The sequence below is a fragment of the Streptococcus sp. HF-2466 genome, from assembly GCF_015594645.1.
In the GTDB taxonomy this organism is placed as follows: domain Bacteria; phylum Bacillota; class Bacilli; order Lactobacillales; family Streptococcaceae; genus Streptococcus; species Streptococcus anginosus.
The window spans coordinates 1-17,099 of the sequence record NZ_JADNQU010000014.1 but is presented as its reverse complement, the minus strand read 5'-3'; the positions used below and the strand labels follow the sequence as shown (position 1 = coordinate 17,099).

14 protein-coding genes are annotated in these 17,099 nt (G+C 36.1%); 8 read left to right on the top strand and 6 right to left on the bottom strand.

What is annotated here, in order from left to right:
- Nucleotide 1 precedes the first annotated feature (1 nt).
- Both IYQ91_RS09040 and IYQ91_RS09035 read right to left on the bottom strand, forming a co-directional pair.
- On the bottom strand, nucleotides 2–997 hold the full coding sequence (locus IYQ91_RS09040; RefSeq protein WP_195673632.1) for a DUF4097 family beta strand repeat-containing protein: 996 nt from the start codon (nucleotides 995–997) through the stop codon (nucleotides 2–4).
- Nucleotides 984–1,310: a PadR family transcriptional regulator gene (locus tag IYQ91_RS09035; protein WP_126467953.1), complete on the bottom strand. Its 327-nt coding sequence runs from the start codon at nucleotides 1,308–1,310 to the stop codon at nucleotides 984–986. The genes IYQ91_RS09040 and IYQ91_RS09035 overlap by 14 nt, the downstream gene beginning before the upstream one ends.
- A gap of 303 nt (nucleotides 1,311–1,613) precedes the next feature.
- On the opposite strand from IYQ91_RS09035, the gene IYQ91_RS09030 reads away from it, so the two are divergent.
- From IYQ91_RS09030 to dltD, 5 genes are read left to right on the top strand one after another with little or no spacing between them, the layout of a single operon-like run.
- A complete protein-coding gene (locus IYQ91_RS09030) occupies nucleotides 1,614–1,745 on the top strand; it encodes a teichoic acid D-Ala incorporation-associated protein DltX (RefSeq protein WP_021002226.1) in 132 nt (43 codons plus the stop codon).
- Nucleotides 1,746–1,778: 33 nt separating this feature from the next.
- Nucleotides 1,779–3,305 carry a D-alanine--poly(phosphoribitol) ligase subunit DltA gene (gene dltA, locus IYQ91_RS09025; RefSeq protein ID WP_229311762.1) on the top strand — a complete coding sequence of 509 codons (1,527 nt, stop codon included), beginning with the start codon at nucleotides 1,779–1,781 and terminating at the stop codon, nucleotides 3,303–3,305.
- Nucleotides 3,302–4,546: a D-alanyl-lipoteichoic acid biosynthesis protein DltB gene (gene dltB, locus IYQ91_RS09020; protein WP_195673630.1), complete on the top strand. Its 1,245-nt coding sequence runs from the start codon at nucleotides 3,302–3,304 to the stop codon at nucleotides 4,544–4,546. Before dltA ends, dltB begins: the two co-directional genes overlap by 4 nt.
- Nucleotides 4,547–4,561: 15 nt before the next feature.
- Nucleotides 4,562–4,801 carry a D-alanine--poly(phosphoribitol) ligase subunit DltC gene (gene dltC / locus IYQ91_RS09015; protein WP_003026725.1) on the top strand — a complete coding sequence of 80 codons (240 nt, stop codon included), beginning with the start codon at nucleotides 4,562–4,564 and terminating at the stop codon, nucleotides 4,799–4,801.
- The gene (gene dltD / locus IYQ91_RS09010) at nucleotides 4,794–6,062 is read left to right on the top strand and encodes a D-alanyl-lipoteichoic acid biosynthesis protein DltD (RefSeq protein WP_195673629.1); all 1,269 of its coding nucleotides are present in this window, start codon (nucleotides 4,794–4,796) and stop codon (nucleotides 6,060–6,062) included. The genes dltC and dltD overlap by 8 nt, the downstream gene beginning before the upstream one ends.
- Nucleotides 6,063–6,190: 128 nt before the next feature.
- Here the strand turns inward: dltD and IYQ91_RS09005 are convergent, their stop codons facing one another.
- The gene (locus IYQ91_RS09005; RefSeq protein ID WP_195673628.1) at nucleotides 6,191–7,015 is read right to left on the bottom strand and encodes a Cof-type HAD-IIB family hydrolase; all 825 of its coding nucleotides are present in this window, start codon (nucleotides 7,013–7,015) and stop codon (nucleotides 6,191–6,193) included.
- Nucleotides 7,016–7,266: 251 nt separating this feature from the next.
- Between IYQ91_RS09005 and IYQ91_RS09000 the strand changes: the two genes are divergently transcribed.
- Nucleotides 7,267–7,851, top strand: a complete 585-nt coding sequence (locus tag IYQ91_RS09000; RefSeq protein ID WP_195673627.1) for a DNA-3-methyladenine glycosylase — start codon at nucleotides 7,267–7,269, stop codon at nucleotides 7,849–7,851.
- 67 nt (nucleotides 7,852–7,918) lie between these two features.
- Here IYQ91_RS09000 and IYQ91_RS08995 read toward each other — a convergent pair whose 3' ends face one another.
- Entirely contained in the window at nucleotides 7,919–9,088 is a 1,170-nt protein-coding gene (locus IYQ91_RS08995; RefSeq protein WP_195673626.1) for a CynX/NimT family MFS transporter, read from the bottom strand.
- Nucleotides 9,089–9,152: 64 nt separating this feature from the next.
- On the bottom strand, nucleotides 9,153–9,674 hold the full coding sequence (locus IYQ91_RS08990) for a TetR/AcrR family transcriptional regulator (protein ID WP_021002220.1): 522 nt from the start codon (nucleotides 9,672–9,674) through the stop codon (nucleotides 9,153–9,155).
- A gap of 170 nt (nucleotides 9,675–9,844) precedes the next feature.
- On the opposite strand from IYQ91_RS08990, the gene IYQ91_RS08985 reads away from it, so the two are divergent.
- Together IYQ91_RS08985 and IYQ91_RS08980 are read left to right on the top strand one after the other, a co-directional pair.
- Entirely contained in the window at nucleotides 9,845–10,708 is an 864-nt protein-coding gene (locus IYQ91_RS08985) for a cation diffusion facilitator family transporter (protein WP_195673625.1), read from the top strand.
- A 168-nt stretch (nucleotides 10,709–10,876) separates the two neighbouring features.
- Nucleotides 10,877–11,197 carry a tyrosine-type recombinase/integrase gene (locus tag IYQ91_RS08980; RefSeq protein ID WP_195673624.1) on the top strand — a complete coding sequence of 107 codons (321 nt, stop codon included), beginning with the start codon at nucleotides 10,877–10,879 and terminating at the stop codon, nucleotides 11,195–11,197.
- A 941-nt stretch (nucleotides 11,198–12,138) separates the two neighbouring features.
- Here the strand turns inward: IYQ91_RS08980 and IYQ91_RS08975 are convergent.
- On the bottom strand, nucleotides 12,139–16,842 hold the full coding sequence (locus IYQ91_RS08975) for a DEAD/DEAH box helicase (protein ID WP_195673623.1): 4,704 nt from the start codon (nucleotides 16,840–16,842) through the stop codon (nucleotides 12,139–12,141).
- Nucleotides 16,843–17,099 lie beyond the last annotated feature (257 nt).

Below are 17,099 nucleotides of genomic sequence, written 5' to 3'. Positions count from 1 at the left end.
TCTAATAAAGATTGATGTCTCCGCTGACAGCTTGGATAGTAAGAGAATCTGTAAAAGTTGATACTTTATGACGGATTGTGTTGCCAACAATTTGGTGGCTTGGCTGGAGCTGATCAGAAATAGAAATATCTCCATGTACCGTTTCAATATCATAGCTAAAATCATGGTGCAACAAATGAAGCGAAATATCTCCGCTAGTTGTTTGAATAAAGGTTTTACCAGCAATTTCTAAAGAATGCGTATCGAAATCCCCTGACACAAGAGACAGCTTACAATCCGTCAATTTGACATGCGCTAGATGAATATCGCCACTGATAAGGGTAACATTGGTTTGTTGCAAATGGCAATGCCGCATAGTCAGATCGCCACTTGAAAGCTCAATCGTTCCTTTTTGTGTTTGAAGATGAGAGACAGCTACATCGCCAGAAGTTGCTTGAAGTGAGAATGATTGAAGAATCTTGCCATTCGGGATTTGAATGCAAATGGGATGATTATCAAAACCGTTTTTCATGACGTTAATAATCCAGTCCAAACCACTATAATGTGTGTTGCCTTTTTCTGTAATGTACCACTTCTCGTTTTGAACAGTAGAAATGATTTGATTGTTGCCTTTTCCATTATAGTATTTGATGTGAAAAAAATCATCAGGTGAAGGCTCAATCAGAATATCTTGTGTGGTGACATCAATATGCAATTCAGAGATTGTTGCATAGTCTTCAAAGATATAAGCATTGTCGGTATATGATTGGTGATTGTGTGCAGATGACTGGTGTTGAGGACGAGTTGACGTTTCTTCTGCTTGATTTGCTGAAAGTGAGCGAATAATCTCTTCGGCTGCGTCTTTGGGATCTCCCAACTCCTCAATGACTTGTGCTTCATTTTCAGATCCGGCTTCTTCGAAGTATTCCGTAAAATAATCCATTGCTTCTTTATAATCTGCTTCTGGCAATGTTTTCAAGTATTTCTCTAGTGCGGCTAAATAGTCAGTTTTTGTCATGGCGAATGCCCCCTTCTATGATACCGTTGACTGTCGCTGTATATAACTTCCACTCCCTTTTAAGGGTGTTTAACTGCTTTCGTCCCTCTGGAGTAAGGGAGTAATACTTCCGTTTTCGACCTTGATATTCTTGCGAGTAAGTTGTTAAGTAACGATTCTTTTCTAACTTTTTTAAAATAGGATATAAGGTTGATTCCTTGATATTGGCAATCAATTTAATCGTTTGGCTAATCTCATAGCCATAGGAATCTTCACTTTCCAAAATCGCTAGAATGAGAAATTCAATTAGGGTAGAAGATGTTGGAAAATACATGAGCCACCTCCTATGTATAATATTTTTATATATAATTTTTCTATACATAGTATAGTGCTTTTCACTTTCAAAGTCAAGAAAATATATAAAATTTTTATATATTTTTAAAATGTAAGTCTAAAACTATTTTCTTTTCTAGTTTTTTGAGACAGCACATCTGTGATTTCCCTAGGTTTGTTGTAAATAAACCTTAATTCTAGCTTAATTCCTCAATTAAAGAATGTTTTGTATTGAAAAATAGCGTTAGAAAATGGTAAAATATATTAAGTCTTATCTAGAAGTAAGACAAAAGTGATGAATATGATGAAAAAACATAAAATAATTTTTAAATTTCTTGGACAGACGCTGCTTTATTTTGTGATATTTCTAGCGTTGCTTTATTTCTTTAATTATCTTGGTCAAGGCCAAGGTGGTTTTATCTATAATGAATTTTAGGAGCAGACTGTGACCAATTCAGTAATTAACGACATGATTGAAACGATTGAGTATTTTGCTCAGTCTCAACCAGATTTTCCAGTTTACAATGTTCTCGGAGAAGTTCATACTTATCATGATTTGAAAGTGGACTCGGATTCGCTCGCTGCAAAGATTGACAGCCTTGCGCTTCCTGAAAAGTCACCAGTGGTGGTGTTTGGTGGGCAAGAATACGACATGCTGGCAACCTTTGTAGCTTTGACGAAGTCAGGGCATGCTTATATTCCGATTGATAGTCATTCAGCTCTGGAGCGCGTGACAGCGATTGTGGAAGTGGCACAGCCTAGTCTCATCATTGCAATCAATGACTTTCCGCTGAAAGATGTGAACATACCAATTCTTGACTTGGCAGCAGTTCAAACTGCTTTTGTAGCCAAACATCCTTACGAAATTACACACCCTGTTAAAGGTGATGATAATTACTATATCATTTTCACTTCGGGAACGACTGGAAAGCCAAAGGGTGTGCAAATCTCGCACGATAATTTGCTTAGCTTTACCAACTGGATGATTACAGATAAGGAATTTGCGACTCCAGCTCGTCCGCAAATGTTGGCGCAGCCACCTTATTCTTTTGACTTATCGGTTATGTACTGGGCGCCAACCTTGGCACTTGGAGGAACACTTTTTGCAGTTCCGTCTGCCATTACGCAAGATTTCAAGCAGCTGTTTGAGACTATTTTGAACTTGCCAATCGCTATTTGGACATCAACACCGTCTTTTGCAGATATGGCGATGCTGTCTGAGGATTTCAATGCTGAAAAAATGCCAGGCATTACGCATTTCTACTTTGACGGAGAAGAATTGACGGTTAAAACAGCTCAAAAATTGCGTGATCGTTTTCCAAATGCACGTATTATTAATGCTTACGGTCCGACAGAAGCAACTGTGGCTCTATCTGCTGTTGCTATAACAGATGACATGCTGACAAATATGAAACGCTTGCCGATTGGCTATACCAAAGCGGATTCTCCAACTTTTGTGATTGATGAAGACGGAAACAAACTGCCAAATGGTGAGCAAGGAGAAATCATTGTATCTGGACCAGCTGTATCAAAAGGCTATATGAACAACCCAGAGAAAACAGCCGAAGCATTTTTTGAGTTTGAAGGGTTACCAGCCTATCATACAGGCGATGTTGGTACTATGACAGATGAAGGTTTACTGCTTTATGGCGGTCGTATGGATTTCCAAATCAAGTTCAACGGTTTTCGTATTGAACTAGAAGATGTTTCCCAAAACCTGAATAAGTCTAAATACATTGACTCAGCTGTGGCTGTACCGCGTTACAATAAAGACCATAAAGTACAAAACCTTCTAGCCTATGTCATCTTGAAGGACGGAGTTAAGGAACAATTTGAGCGTGAGATTGACATCACCAAAGCTATCAAGGAAGATTTGCAAGATATTATGATGTCTTATATGATGCCTTCCAAATTCCTTTATCGGGCTTCCTTGCCATTGACACCAAATGGTAAGATTGATATTAAAGGTTTGATTAGCGAGGTCAACAACCGATGATGGATTTCATAAGACAGCTTCCTCACTTGGAACCGTACGGGGATCCGCAGTATTTTGTTTATATTATTTTAGCCGTTTTGCCAATCTTTGTTGGTTTATTCTTCAAAAAAAGATTTCCCATTTATGAAGCTCTGGTCAGCTTTGCTTTCATCATATTTATGTTAATTGGACCTAAATTAACACAAATCTATGCTCTACTGTTTTATGTTCTTTGGCAAATGCTTTGGGTTTGGACTTATAAAATTTATCGAAAAATGGGAGATAGCAAATGGATTTTCTATTTGCACATTGCTTTGTCTATCCTACCGCTTTTCTTTGTAAAGGTAACGCCAGCTATTTATGGTCATCAATCACTCTTGGGCTTTTTAGGAATTTCCTACTTAACTTTCCGTTCAGTAGGAATGATTATTGAGCTGCGGGATGGTGTTCTAAAAGACTTTAACTTATGGGAATTTCTACGTTTCATGCTCTTTATGCCAACTTTTTCAAGTGGGCCGATTGATCGTTTTAAGCGGTTCAATCAAGATTATGAAAATATCCCTGAGCGTGATGAACTGCTAGATATGTTGGAGCAATCCGTTCAATACATAATGCTTGGTTTCTTATACAAGTTTATTCTGGCACATATTTTAGGCTCAATGATTTTGCCTCCTCTCAAGCAATATGCAGTGCAAATGGGTGGTATCTTCAACCTGCCAACTCTAGGAGTGATGTATGTATTTGGATTGGATTTATTTTTTGACTTTGCGGGTTATTCCATGTTTGCCCTTGCCATTTCCAATCTAATGGGAATTAAAAGTCCGATTAACTTTAACAAACCATTTATCTCTCATGATTTGAAAGAGTTTTGGAATCGTTGGCATATGAGCCTGTCATTCTGGTTTCGTGATTTTGTATTTATGCGGCTAGTCACAGTACTTATCCGAAACAAAGTTTTTAAAAATCGGAATACCACTTCAAGTGTCGCTTATATCATCAATATGTTGGTCATGGGCTTTTGGCACGGAGTCACTTGGTATTATATTGCTTATGGACTTTTTCATGGTCTAGGACTCGTTATCAATGACGCTTGGGTGCGGAAGAAAAAGACCATCAATAAAGAGCGGAAAAAGAAGAATTTGCCACCATTACCAGATAACAAATGGACACAAGCAGTGGGGATGTTTATCACCTTTAATGTTGTAATGTTTTCATTCTTAATCTTCTCAGGATTTTTGAATGACTTATGGTTTAAAAAATAAAAAAGGAGTTCTCTAATGGACGTAAAAGCAGAAGTATTAGAAATTATTGATGATTTATTTATGGAAGATGTATCAGACATGATGGACGAAGATTTGTTTGATGCAGGAGTTCTGGACAGTATGGGAACGGTTGAATTGATTGTTGAATTAGAAAACCGTTTTGACATTCATGTTCCCGTCTCAGAATTTGGTCGTGATGATTGGAATACTGCTAATAAAATTATTGAAGGCGTAACGGAGCTTCGTAATGCTTAAACGATTGTGGCTCATTTTAGGCCCAGTTTTCTGCGCCCTTTTGATGGTGGTGGCTTTACTATTTTTCTACCCAACCAAGCAACAACATGATTACCAAGCTGAAAAGCGCTCAGCTGTTACTTTGACGGCGGGAAGTTTCAAGGGAAGAACGCAAAAAGTACGTGCTTTGACAGATAAGAAGCACCGCTTTGTTCCTTACTTTGGTTCAAGTGAATGGCTGCGCTTTGACAGCATGCATCCTGCGGTTTTGTCAGAAAAATATAAGCGGAATTATCGTCCATATTTTTTGGGACAACGTGGAGCGGCATCTCTCACACAATATTTTGGGATGCAACAAATGCTCCCCCAAATAGAAAATAAAACAGCTGTTTATGTGATTTCTCCTCAATGGTTTACAAAAAAAGGTTACAGCCCTGCAGCCTTTCAACAATATTTCAATAGTGATCAATTGACTAGTTTCTTGCGCCAGCAAGAAGGAGACATTGATGCTCAATATGCGGCGAAGCGCCTCCTGCAACTGTATCCTACGGTGGCTATGAAAGACAATGTGAAAAAAATAGCTAATTATCAGAAACTGTCAAACTTTGACAAACAGTACGTCCGTCTTATCAGCCGTTTAAATAAACGTGAGGATGTCCTTTTCAGTTCTCTTTTTGCCGAACGTAATGAGAATTATGAAAAATTGGTACAGCCTCAAATTAAGCGTTTGCCAGATAAATTTTCTTATCAGAATTTGGAAGAATTTGCGACAAAAGATGCTCAAAGAAACACGACTAATAATGATTTAGGAATTGATAATAAATTTTATAAGCATCGCTTGCGGAAACGTATTAAAAAGTTTAAAGGAAAGCAAGCAAAGTTTTCTTATACCAAATCTCCCGAGTATAACGATTTACAACTTGTTTTGAAGCAATTTGCCAAGTCAAAAACGAATCCAATTTTTGTTATTCCTCCTGTCAATGCGAAGTGGATGGCCTATACTGGTTTGAGTCAAGAAAAATACCAACAAGCAGTGAAGAAAATTCGTTATCAGTTGGAAAGTCAAGGTTTTACCAATATCGCGGACTTTTCAAACGATGGTGGGAAGCCCTACTTTATGCAAGATACCATTCACATGGGCTGGCTTGGCTGGTTGGCGTTTGATAAGACTGTCAATCCTTTTATTTCCAATCCCAAGCCTGCTCCGACTTACCAGATGAATGATCGATTCTTCAGCAAAGAATGGGCAAATTATGACGGAGCAATTGAGAATTTTAAATAAGAAAAATAAAACACGAACACAAATTAACTAGTTGGTTGCTAGTTTGCTTGTCCGTGTTTTTTTATATGGGGAACTAGAGAATTTTATGAATCTGTCAGCTTTTCTATTGTATTTTGGCAAGATAGCTGTTAATCCAAGACGTATTGCTCAATTGCTTGAGCGACACCATGATTATTATTGGTGTGGGTAACGGCTGCAACTTGCTCTTTGACTGCTTTAGGAGCATTTCCCATAGCCACCCCTAATCCGGCCAATTTCAGCATGGGGAGGTCGTTGAAGTTATCACCAATTGCCATGACTTGCTGGAGAGAAATGTGATAAAAATGAGCAATCTCTTGAAGAGCATTTTCCTTAGAAACCTGTTTAGCTGTAACTTCTAGATAATTCTCTTTTGAAAGATAAAAGGCTGTTTTAGGAAAATTTGTGTTTTGCAGATAGTCGTGAAGATTTTGAATGGTGGCTGCTTCACCTATCAGAAGAAGTTTGTGAATAGAAGCACGATCTTCTACAACAGAGACTAGAGATTGAAGGATGGGATTTTCACCGGTAATATCTGCTTCCTCCTGAACCCATTTGTCAATCTGTTCAGCAAACCAATCCTTTCCTGAATAGAGATTGATAGCTACAGCTGGAAACTTCTCTTGGACGAACTCTAGCAGACAACGAACTTCTTTTTTATCCAAAGCGTGTTCCATTAAAACCTCATAATTCTGAGGATTTCCTTTGATGACAAGAGCGCCATTGTAGCAAGCAAATGGATTGTCAATGAGACCAAGCTGCTGTGCGATTGGCTCCATGCCAAGTGGTGAACGTGCAGATGCCAACACAAAAGGAATTCCTTTTTCTTGCAAAAGAGGAAGCTGTATTTTTAGCTGATAATCAACTTGGTGTTGGTCATTTAAAATAGTACCGTCAATATCGCTTATGACAAGGCGGATAGGTCGTTTGTTCATAAAATTTTGTCCTTATAAGCATGATATCATTGTGGGTTGATAACCAGAATGTTCATTTTTCTTCTTTGTTATTATTTTAACATAAAAAAGAATTTTTGAAAGCGGTTTAGCTATTTTCTATTAAGACAAATTTAAGCAAAACAAGGTATATTATAACTAATCCTAAAAAACTTTTTTCATTATAATCTCCTAAACAAAAAGCAGTCTTTCTCGATTGCTTTTTTGTATGGAATTCATGTTATAATGAAATCATGTTATCAAAAGAATTTAAACACATCATGCAGACAGATACAGTCGCAACGGCTAAGTCCTTGTTAGGTATGCAATTGTGCTTAGACGGACAAGTGTTGGGACGAATTGTTGAGACAGAAGCCTATTTGGGAGCTAAAGATAGTGCTTGTCATAGTGCGCATGGCAAACGAACACCGAAAAACGAGTCTATGTATTTATCTGCTGGACACTGGTATGTCTATCAAATCTACGGACATCAAATGCTGAATTTAGTCACAAGGGCTGAGAATGTCGCAGAAGCCGTCTTGATTCGAGCCTTGGAATTACCAGACGGGACATTGCTTGCCAACGGCCCAGGAAAATTAACCAAATTTGCAGGGATTACCAAGGAATTTGATGGTCAAGGTTTGACCACTTCAAGGTTGCAATTGGTAGAAAATGCTGTCCCGCTTCAAATTGGCTCGCGCTCTCGAATTGGCGTGACTTGCACAGATGAATGGCGAGCTGTGCCTCTAGGCTTTTATGTTATGGGCAATCGGCACGTTTCTAAAATTTCGAAGGTAGGTTTATTGCCAGATGCTAAGACATGGAAAATAGATAATTAAAAAAAACAGAGTGGAGAAAAGAGTCCAACAACTGAAAAAGGTTCACTCTCCATTCTGTTTTTGATTTTTATAAAATTTTATCAGATTTCTCTACATAAAAGAGGGCAATAATCATAGTGATTGTAAGAATGAGCAAGACACATACAGCAGGTAGCCAAGAATGGAAGAAATCGGCACTATAACCAAATAGAGCTGGTCCAAAAGCAGCTAGTAAATAACCACCTGTTTGTGCTAAGCCAGATAGCTGAGCAGTTTGTTCAGGGCTACTCGTTTTTGTTGAAAAAGTAACCATAAGATATGGGAAAAGAGCACTCACAGCTGACCCAATGAGGATATTGGCAATAAGCCAATAAAAGAAATCATTCGTTTGAATTAAGAGCATGCTAATACCAAGGATACCCGCAGCAGAGATAATTGCTAACATTATCATACGATGACGAGGAGACAGCCGTGTTGTCAAGCTAGGAATGGTCATTGAAAAAGGTAGACTAATCAAGTTAAAGACAGAGGCTAAAACTCCAGCAGAAGCATTTGAAATGCCGGCTTGTGTTGCCATAGTTGGTAGCCAGGTTAGACAAGTATAAAAAAGCAATGATTGCAAGCCACCAAAAATAATAATAGCCCAAACTTTTTTATTTTTCCAGATAGAGCTACCTTGGTGCTCTTTATTTTTGTTCACTAAGAAATGGTTATAAGATGTATTAGGTAGCCAAATCAAAAATGCTAAAAGACAAACCATTGTCAAAAAAAGGACAAGACCTTGCCATGAAGTTGCTTTTGTTATCGGCACTGCAATAGAAGAAGCAATAGCGGTTGATAGCCCCATAGAGGTTACATACATGGTTGTTAAGAGTCCAATCCGATGCGGTTGATTGGCTTGGATGACACTTGGAAGTAAAACATTAAGTACTGCAATGGAAACTCCAATGAGAATCGTCCCCACATAAAGAAGTGGTAGATTAAAAATCCGAATGAAGGATCCAATGGTAAGCAGAGCAAGGACGAGAGTAAAAAGCCGTTCGAGCCCAATTTTGCTCGCTAAACGCGCCGAAAATGAAGAACAGAGAGCAAACATAATCAAGGGCAAACTGGTCAAAAGTCCAAGTGAGCTTACTGAAACATGAAGTCCACTAGCAATGTCCGTCAAGACAGTTGGAAGCGTTGTAAAAGGCGTCCGCAAAGCGACACCCACCATGATAATTCCTGGTAATAAAAAGATAGAATGTTGTTTTTTCATAAATTCTCCTAGAAAGGTTCTTAAAAAATTATACCATAGAGATAGCCAAAATTATAGTCCTATATTAGTGCATTAGCTCAAGATAGTAAGCTGTAATAGTGGCTTCATCGATTTTATTTCGTTGTCCCAACCACCAAGTAACCGTTTCTATAAAAGTTGTCGTGACATAATTTTTTAAAAATGGTTCTGGTAGATCAGACTTTTGTGCCAATAGTTTTTCACGAATGAGAGGAAAAAGATAATGCTCTAGTTCTAATTTTAAACGATTGATAAAATAGATATTTTTTGATAATAATAAAGTGGCTATTTTATCTTGGTTTTTCCTGAAATGGTAAAAAATATGAGCTGTTGCGTCAAAAAGTTCGCTTGCTTGGTAGCGCTCAACAAACGTATGCTGGAACAAATCTTGGCACATTTCTTCAAGTAGTGCTTCTTTTGTCTCAAAATGAGCATAGAAAGTCGACCGACCGACATCTGCAAGGTCAATGATTTCTTGAACTGTGAGGGATTCATAACTTTTTTGATTCAAAAGAGTGAGAAAAGCCTGATAAATGGCTGCGCGTGATTTTTTAACTCGTCTATCCATCGTTTCCGAACAAATCTCCTTAAATGTACACTATCAAACGAAGCATTAGATTTGTTTCTTGTTTCCTCCGTTAAAATAGTAGATAATATAATTGAACAAAGTGTTTTGTTTTGAATACATTATACAATAAATAAAACTAAATCTCAATGTGCGATTAGAAGGAGGCAATAATGAAATCAAGCAAAAATGTCTGGATTGCATTTCTATTAAACTTTTCGTTTGCAGTTACTGAATTTATCTTTGGAGCTCTGTTTAACTCTAGTGCTGTACTGGCAGATGCGGTACATGATACGGGTGATGCCCTAGCGATTGGTTTATCAGCATTTTTTGAAAAAATTTCCAATAGACGAGGTGATAGAAACTATACATTAGGCTATAAACGGTATAGTTTGCTGGGAGCTATGTTGACTTCTACCATTTTAATAGTGGGTTCTATTCTCATTCTGGTTGAAAATGTACCCAAATTGTTTGCGCCTGAACGGGTAAATTACGACGGTATGCTTATCTTGGGAATTTTTGCAATTGTAATCAACTTTGCAGCCAGCAGGGTGGTTAGTCATGGACGGACGCACAATGAATCCATTCTGAGTCTGCATTTCTTAGAAGATATTTTAGGCTGGTTGGCTGTGATCTTTGTATCCTTCATTCTTCGTTTTACAAACTGGTATTTCCTTGACCCATTGCTTTCACTCATCATTTCAACCTTTATCTTGAGTAAAGCACTACCAAAGTTTTGGGAAAATGTTCAAATCTTTCTTGATCACGTACCGAGCGATGTAAATCTGAATGACCTTTATGCAGAAATTCAAACAATCGAGAATATCCAAACAGTCACTCAGCTAAATGTTTGGACAACCGATGGACTAGAAAAATTTGCGATGATTCATATTTGCATGAAACATCCCGAACAACAAGCAGAAACTCAGCAGCTCATTCGCCAACATCTCAAAATGTATGGAATTACAAAAGTAACTATTCAGACAGATGAAAGTTTAGATGAGCACGAAGAATGCTGTATTGGTGAGCAACAGTGAGGGGTAAAGAGTTTAAGACAGATGTTTTAAACTCTTTATTTCTATGTTTTCTTTTTAATGATTGTTGAAAATTCTACTTTCATAAAATGGTTGATTATTTTACTTATAAATTAAAATATGGAAACTAGTATCACGTATATTAAATGTAAGAATCAGTAAGGTAGCCCATTGTATCATACAGAAATTTCAATGTTCTTAAGAGGTAGGACTAGTCAGTCAGCAAAATATAATAAGAAAAGTGGAAAACCCTATAAGGATATTGACGACCTAGTCGATTTTAGTAGACCTATTCACATAGTTCCCCACATGTTTCGACATAGTTTTGTTTCAGTCATGGCTGATAAGAATGTAAGTCTAAATGTTATCCGAGAATTTGTGGGACATTCAGAAGATAGTAGAGAGATAGAAAAAATCTACCTTTATGTCATGCAAAAAGGGAAACATAAGATTGAACAAGCTATGATAGATTTGGCTGAAATGATTTCTTGATGATTATAAATATTTGATATTTAGTTTGAGATATAAGAAAAAAACCTTTGAAAGATTGATTTCATAGGCTTTAAATATCATTTGCGATTTCTATAAATGAGTATTCCAATAGACAAAGAGATATGTTTGATCATCTAAATTTTTTAGAGGAATTTCAATAGTATTTAAGTTATTTTCAAATTGTATTCTCTTATCAAATCTGTTTTTTTGTTAGACGAACTAAATAATCTTTTAGGAATATCAAATATATATCTGTATTTTGACTTTTGTATCCTAATATTCAAAAGACGAATATTATCTTCAGTGAATATTATATCCTCATCTTTAATTATTTCTAAGATTGATTCATTATTTTTGTAAAAAATCAACAAGTCTTCTATTATGTGCTTGCTTTGCTTCTCAAAACTATATTTTACAACCAATTATCATCAGTACCATACTGCAAATAATCGACAACACAATTATAAATAGTAATAAGATTACCCCAAAATTTTTATAAATCTGAATTCCAATATCGAAAAAAATTGTATGAATATTTAATCCCAATTCGTTTTGGTGTTGTTCAATACTAGAGACAATACTACTAGATTGAATTACTCCAAAAAAAGAACTTATTACAGTAATGGCAGTCAAAATCGAGAATGACTTGCTCTTTGATGGTGTAATATACGCCTCCAAACATTCTGGATAGATTCCCTCTTTATAAAATTGTTTTATCATTTCAGTACAAATTACTTTTAGTTTGGGATAATATCTAATTTCACTAGACCTTAAAAAATAGCCCCAATAGTACTTTTTTAAAACATTCTCGATATTAATAAAATTAGGATTTCTTAGTTTTACACTGTTTTTCTTTCGTTCATAATAAAACAACCATATAATAACTAACAAAGCATTAAACATGAGTATTATAGGGTCGGAAATGTTTCCCCTCATCTCTTTTACTCCTCCACCCCAAATTTAGGCAAACTATTAATCAAATCAACCGTTTGAACAGATACATTGATGATTCTTAATAGCAAATTGAAGATATATTTCTCATCCTCACTATAGTCGTTTGGATCATCTGTGATTCCAGATTTTTTATCAGTCTTGACTTGATACTGATCTATTATCCATTCAATAGCAGAGCGTCCATTTACAACATATTCATACGCTTTTTCAGGAATGTTACTAATTGTGATGTCGCTGTTAAATATAATTGTGGATAAGTCATTCACCGATTTACCATTTTCATCACGTTTCTTAGCGAATCTCATCTTGATTACTTTGTAACTTGGCTTCTCTGCTATCGTAATTTCAACTCCATCATAAACAGGAGCTTCTTCATAGTTGAGGTGTAAGTCCATCAATTTCTGTCCGATTTCGACATACTTTTCTTTATTTTTTACAATTGGAATTCGAGCTAAGTCTTTCTTCAAATCATTCGCATATTTTTCCTGGTATTCCCTAGAATTTAGCAATCCATATACATAAGCAAAGGTGTCATCAAGACTTAATCCTAGCTTATCAGCAAAAATTTGATTCATATTATCATTATTTTGGAAGAGTGAAGTCTCATCTACCTCATTGTCATAACGCATGAAGGTTTGAGCACCTGCAGACATAGCGTTAATGTCAGGAAAAAAATTTGAAACAAGAACAGAAAAATCACGTGTTGCTCCTCTTCCTGTAGTGAAAATAACGTAATTGTTAACTCCATATTTCTCACTGAAACTCCTAGGACGCTCCATCACATTTTTATCATAATAAAGATATTTCTTTGTAAATGGTCTGTACATAACAGTAACCACTGAATCTGATTTAATATCTATCGTTTCTCCCTTATACAATTTCTTTTCAAGATTCTCAGTCCATTTAACAAAACATTCATTTCTATTTAACTTTTCTTTCTGAATATTTTTTGGATAATCTGATAACCTGTTTAATTCATAATTATAGTTTTTTATAAGGGTTGCAGATTTATTTTTAACCTCTGATTTAGAAAAACCATATAACCAAAAATCTCTATAACTACCAACACCTAAGATATTTTGATTGAATACACCATTCATTCCGTCTACCAATGAGCTATATTGTTGATAATTCGGGTCTCTCTGATTGAGCCAGTCGTTATTATCATCTGGAATAATCTCTTGCCAATCTAGTTGTGAAACATCACTAAATTTCAATATAATAGCTAGTTTTTCCTTTTGTGATAAATAATCACCAATATCATGATAGTGAAGTTCGTGACTATCTGAGCCATCTTTTACTAGAATTGAAATTGCAACCGGAGTACGACTACCCGAACCAAAAATTTTCCCGCCTTCTCTTCGGGATTGTTCTCCTAATGTTCTTTGGTCACCACGGAGATTAAAGATATAAAGATGATTAAATTCTTCATAAAGCCCTGCACGCAAGCCATCTGCTGAATTGGTATTAAGATAGTTACCATTTGTAACAAATCCAATCACTCCTTGATTTTTAAGACGATCTGATGCCCAACGGAAAGCTTTTATATAGCTGTCGTATAATCCTTTGACAGAATTTGAAACGCTTTTATTTGCATAGGTCTCTGATATACGATTTTCTAATTTAGGATAAGAAATATTTTGGTTATTATCGTTCTGGCTACCTTGCCCAATAGAATAAGGTGGATTTCCAATGATAGCAGTAATTGGTTTTTCTTGCTGGCGTTTTAAGCGTTTATCATTGGTACCAAAGAAGGAGTCATCAAGCGTATCTTCTGTTTCTGTTGATTCAAAAGTGTCCGTTAAAACAATACCTTCAAATGGTGCATACGGTTCATCACCATTAATTTCATCAAATACAGCTTCAATATTAATGGCAGCAATGTAATAACTTAAGAGAACAATCTCATTTGCATGCAATTCTTGTGTATATTTTCTTAGAATATCATCAAAGGTAATTTCACCACTATCCATCAGTGATTTCAAGTAATGCAATGTTCTAGTGATAAATGTTCCAGTTCCAGTAAATGGATCCAAAATATGAACATTCTCACTCGCTAAAGCCTTACCGAAGTGTTTTCTCAATACTACATCGACTGATTTGACAATAAAATCTACAACTTCTACGGGAGTGAAGACAATACCTAATCTTTCTGTGGTCGGTTTGAAACCGGTAGAAAAGAATTTATCGTATAGAGTAATAATGATTTTCTGCTTAGCTTGAGCGTTGTCAATCCCTTCTGCTCGTAGTCGAACTGAATCATAAAATGGTTGCAATTCTTTCTGCTCTTTTTCAAAACCAAATTGTGATAGTTCTTCTACAATTTGTTCCATCGCTGAACTTACTGGATTATTCTTAACAAAGCTGTACTCACCAAAAAGTGCATCAAAAATTGGCAAAGTAATCAAGTGTTGTGCCAACATCTCGATGGCTTGATTTTGATCAATGGATTCATTGATATTGTGCTGCAAACTATGCAAAAATTTATCAAAAGCAGATTGACTATCTGGATTTTGTTCTAAGATGAACTCAATTCCTTGAATGTGACGTCTCGCAATATCAGCTACATCTTTAGACCAATCCTCTAGATAACGTCTATCACCGACCTTTTGGACAATTTTACCATAGATTGCCCCTTCGACAGCTTCCCATTCAAGTTCAAGTTCTGTTTGGTAAGCAACTATTGGCTCTTTCACATAACTATCATTGAAATTAGGATCGTCTGGTGCACCACCAACCCCAATAACTTGGATATTTTTGGGTTTTTGTTTATTTAATTCCAATTTATTAACTGTAGCTTCAAAACGTTCATCTACTGAACGTAGTGCGTTTAACACCTGCCAAATAACATCGTATGTTTTATTGTTATCGAGAATTGTTTCTGGTGTCTCACCTGCCGGAACTACAATTGGTAGAATAATGTAGCCATATTCTTTTCCTTCGAATTTACGGATGATTCGTCCGACAGCCTGAACAATATCTACCTGTGATTTTCGAGGAGACAGGAAGATAATAGCATCAAGGTTAGGAACATCAATCCCTTCTGTTAGGAAGCGAACATTTGATAAAATACGTGCTGAATCTTCAGGTATATTATCACTTGCTAACCAATCTAATGCTTCATTTTTTTCAAGGGCATTCATGCTACCATCAACATGACGAACATTAACATAATAACCATCTTCGCTATTGAGGTAATCATTAACTACGTTTTCAAATTGCGCTGACAGGCGTTGACTATCTTTGATAGTACGTGAAAAGGCAATTGCCCGTTTCATCGGTTCACCAGAAACCTTATCCGCAAAACTCTCACGCTTAATCATCCCATTCCAAACACCAATAATACGTCCGACATCATCAATGTTTAACCCGTTTTCAGAATCCGACAGGGACTTCTGCATATCTTTCTGAACAACTGTTTCATCAACTGCTAAAACCATCAGTTTATAATCAGTAAGAATGTCATGACTAATAGCATCTCCAAAACCTAAACGATAGAATACACTACCATATAGTCCTTCATCATCCATACTAGAAATAATGATTGAATTTTCTTCTGCTTTCTTCTTAGCATCAGTACCGTATAATTTTGGTGTTGCTGTTTGGTAAAGGCGCTTTGTCCCCTTTACATTTAGATCGCTATGTACCTTCGTAAACACTGATGCTTCAGCACCAAGAGCTTTTGCACCTGTAGTACGGTGTGCTTCATCAGCGATAATTAAATCAAACTCTGGAAAACCATCCTTTTGTGCTTCACCAAGAACATCTATTGACTGATAAGTTCCAAAAACAACTAATAATTCTTTCTTGGGTCTAGTCATTAATTCCAAATAGTTCTCAACAACCTTTTTTGATGAAGTTGTTGCTGGATAACCAATATCACTAGCTTTAATTGTTATATTGGACTCGTCTTGCTTGACACTGCCACGACTAGCATTTCTATCACTAGTAACTGCCATTGAAGACATAGTCATCTCTGTATCATTATTCCACCCTCTCAATGTTTGAGTGAGAAGTTGAATACTTGGTACTAAATAAAGAATAGTATACTGTTCTTTATTCGCTTCTTTCGCCATTGCTTCAGCAATTTTTAAACTTGTAAAAGTCTTACCTGTTCCTGGAGCCATTATAAGTTGTCCACGATCATTTTTCTTAAAATGATTCAATGCGGACTGAATCGCACTTTCTTGATAATATCTTAATTTCTTTTTAGCTTTAACAGTGACTACTTCTGGGGATTCAAAAGAGAATTTTGACCAATCAATTTGAGAATTTCTAAGATCCGAAAGCCCAATACGAATAACATCACTTCGATCTGCTAGAGCTTTCTCAGCATTTTTGCCCCATTTATCAGTCGAAGCAACAATAATACCTGATTCATAATAGTCTTTCCCAAGTTCCCCTAAAAAAGAATCAATATTAGACTTTTGTATTGTATGATTATAGAACTTTGCTTGAATAGCTACCAATTCACCAGTATACTTTTCAGCAACTAAATCCACTCCTAGATCAACTTTGGGTATTCCAAATTCCTCTGGAACATCCGCTAACATCCATACATTCTTAAATTCATTTTGATATGTAGGCTCATTTTGCAAATAGGCACGAGCCAAATATTCAAAATATGTCCCTCGATCTCGCTGTGTTTCAGCAAGTTCATTAATCTGATGTACTAAATTATCAAAAGTCATTTTATTTCTCCGTTTTGAAAGATAAACTATTATTTAATTGGTAGCAGACAAAAAGCTTACAATACTGTTTTTGTTACTATTATACCATACTTAGATAATTCATATTATTGCTATTTATAATCAGTAAAATGAGTCTGGGACAATAGTCCCTTTGCTACAAAAAAAGCAACGGATTTGCCGTTGCTTTTTGCATGGTTGCGATAGTCTTGGTAAAATAGAATTGCAAAATAAACCATTTAGAAAGGCTATCCCATGCA

Coding starts and splice junctions, on each gene's coding strand:
- dltA (WP_229311762.1), top strand. CDS start 1,779: ATGATTGAAACGATTGAGTATTTTGCTCAGTCTCAACCAGATTTTCCA.
- IYQ91_RS08995 (WP_195673626.1), bottom strand. CDS start 9,088: ATGAAAAAACAACATTCTATCTTTTTATTACCAGGAATTATCATGGTG.
- IYQ91_RS09035 (WP_126467953.1), bottom strand. CDS start 1,310: ATGTATTTTCCAACATCTTCTACCCTAATTGAATTTCTCATTCTAGCG.
- IYQ91_RS09040 (WP_195673632.1), bottom strand. CDS start 997: ATGACAAAAACTGACTATTTAGCCGCACTAGAGAAATACTTGAAAACA.
- IYQ91_RS09005 (WP_195673628.1), bottom strand. CDS start 7,015: ATGAACAAACGACCTATCCGCCTTGTCATAAGCGATATTGACGGTACT.
- IYQ91_RS08990 (WP_021002220.1), bottom strand. CDS start 9,674: ATGGATAGACGAGTTAAAAAATCACGCGCAGCCATTTATCAGGCTTTT.
- dltB (WP_195673630.1), top strand. CDS start 3,302: ATGATGGATTTCATAAGACAGCTTCCTCACTTGGAACCGTACGGGGAT.
- IYQ91_RS08985 (WP_195673625.1), top strand. CDS start 9,845: ATGAAATCAAGCAAAAATGTCTGGATTGCATTTCTATTAAACTTTTCG.
- IYQ91_RS09000 (WP_195673627.1), top strand. CDS start 7,267: ATGTTATCAAAAGAATTTAAACACATCATGCAGACAGATACAGTCGCA.
- dltD (WP_195673629.1), top strand. CDS start 4,794: ATGCTTAAACGATTGTGGCTCATTTTAGGCCCAGTTTTCTGCGCCCTT.
- dltC (WP_003026725.1), top strand. CDS start 4,562: ATGGACGTAAAAGCAGAAGTATTAGAAATTATTGATGATTTATTTATG.
- IYQ91_RS08975 (WP_195673623.1), bottom strand. CDS start 16,842: ATGACTTTTGATAATTTAGTACATCAGATTAATGAACTTGCTGAAACA.
- IYQ91_RS09030 (WP_021002226.1), top strand. CDS start 1,614: ATGAAAAAACATAAAATAATTTTTAAATTTCTTGGACAGACGCTGCTT.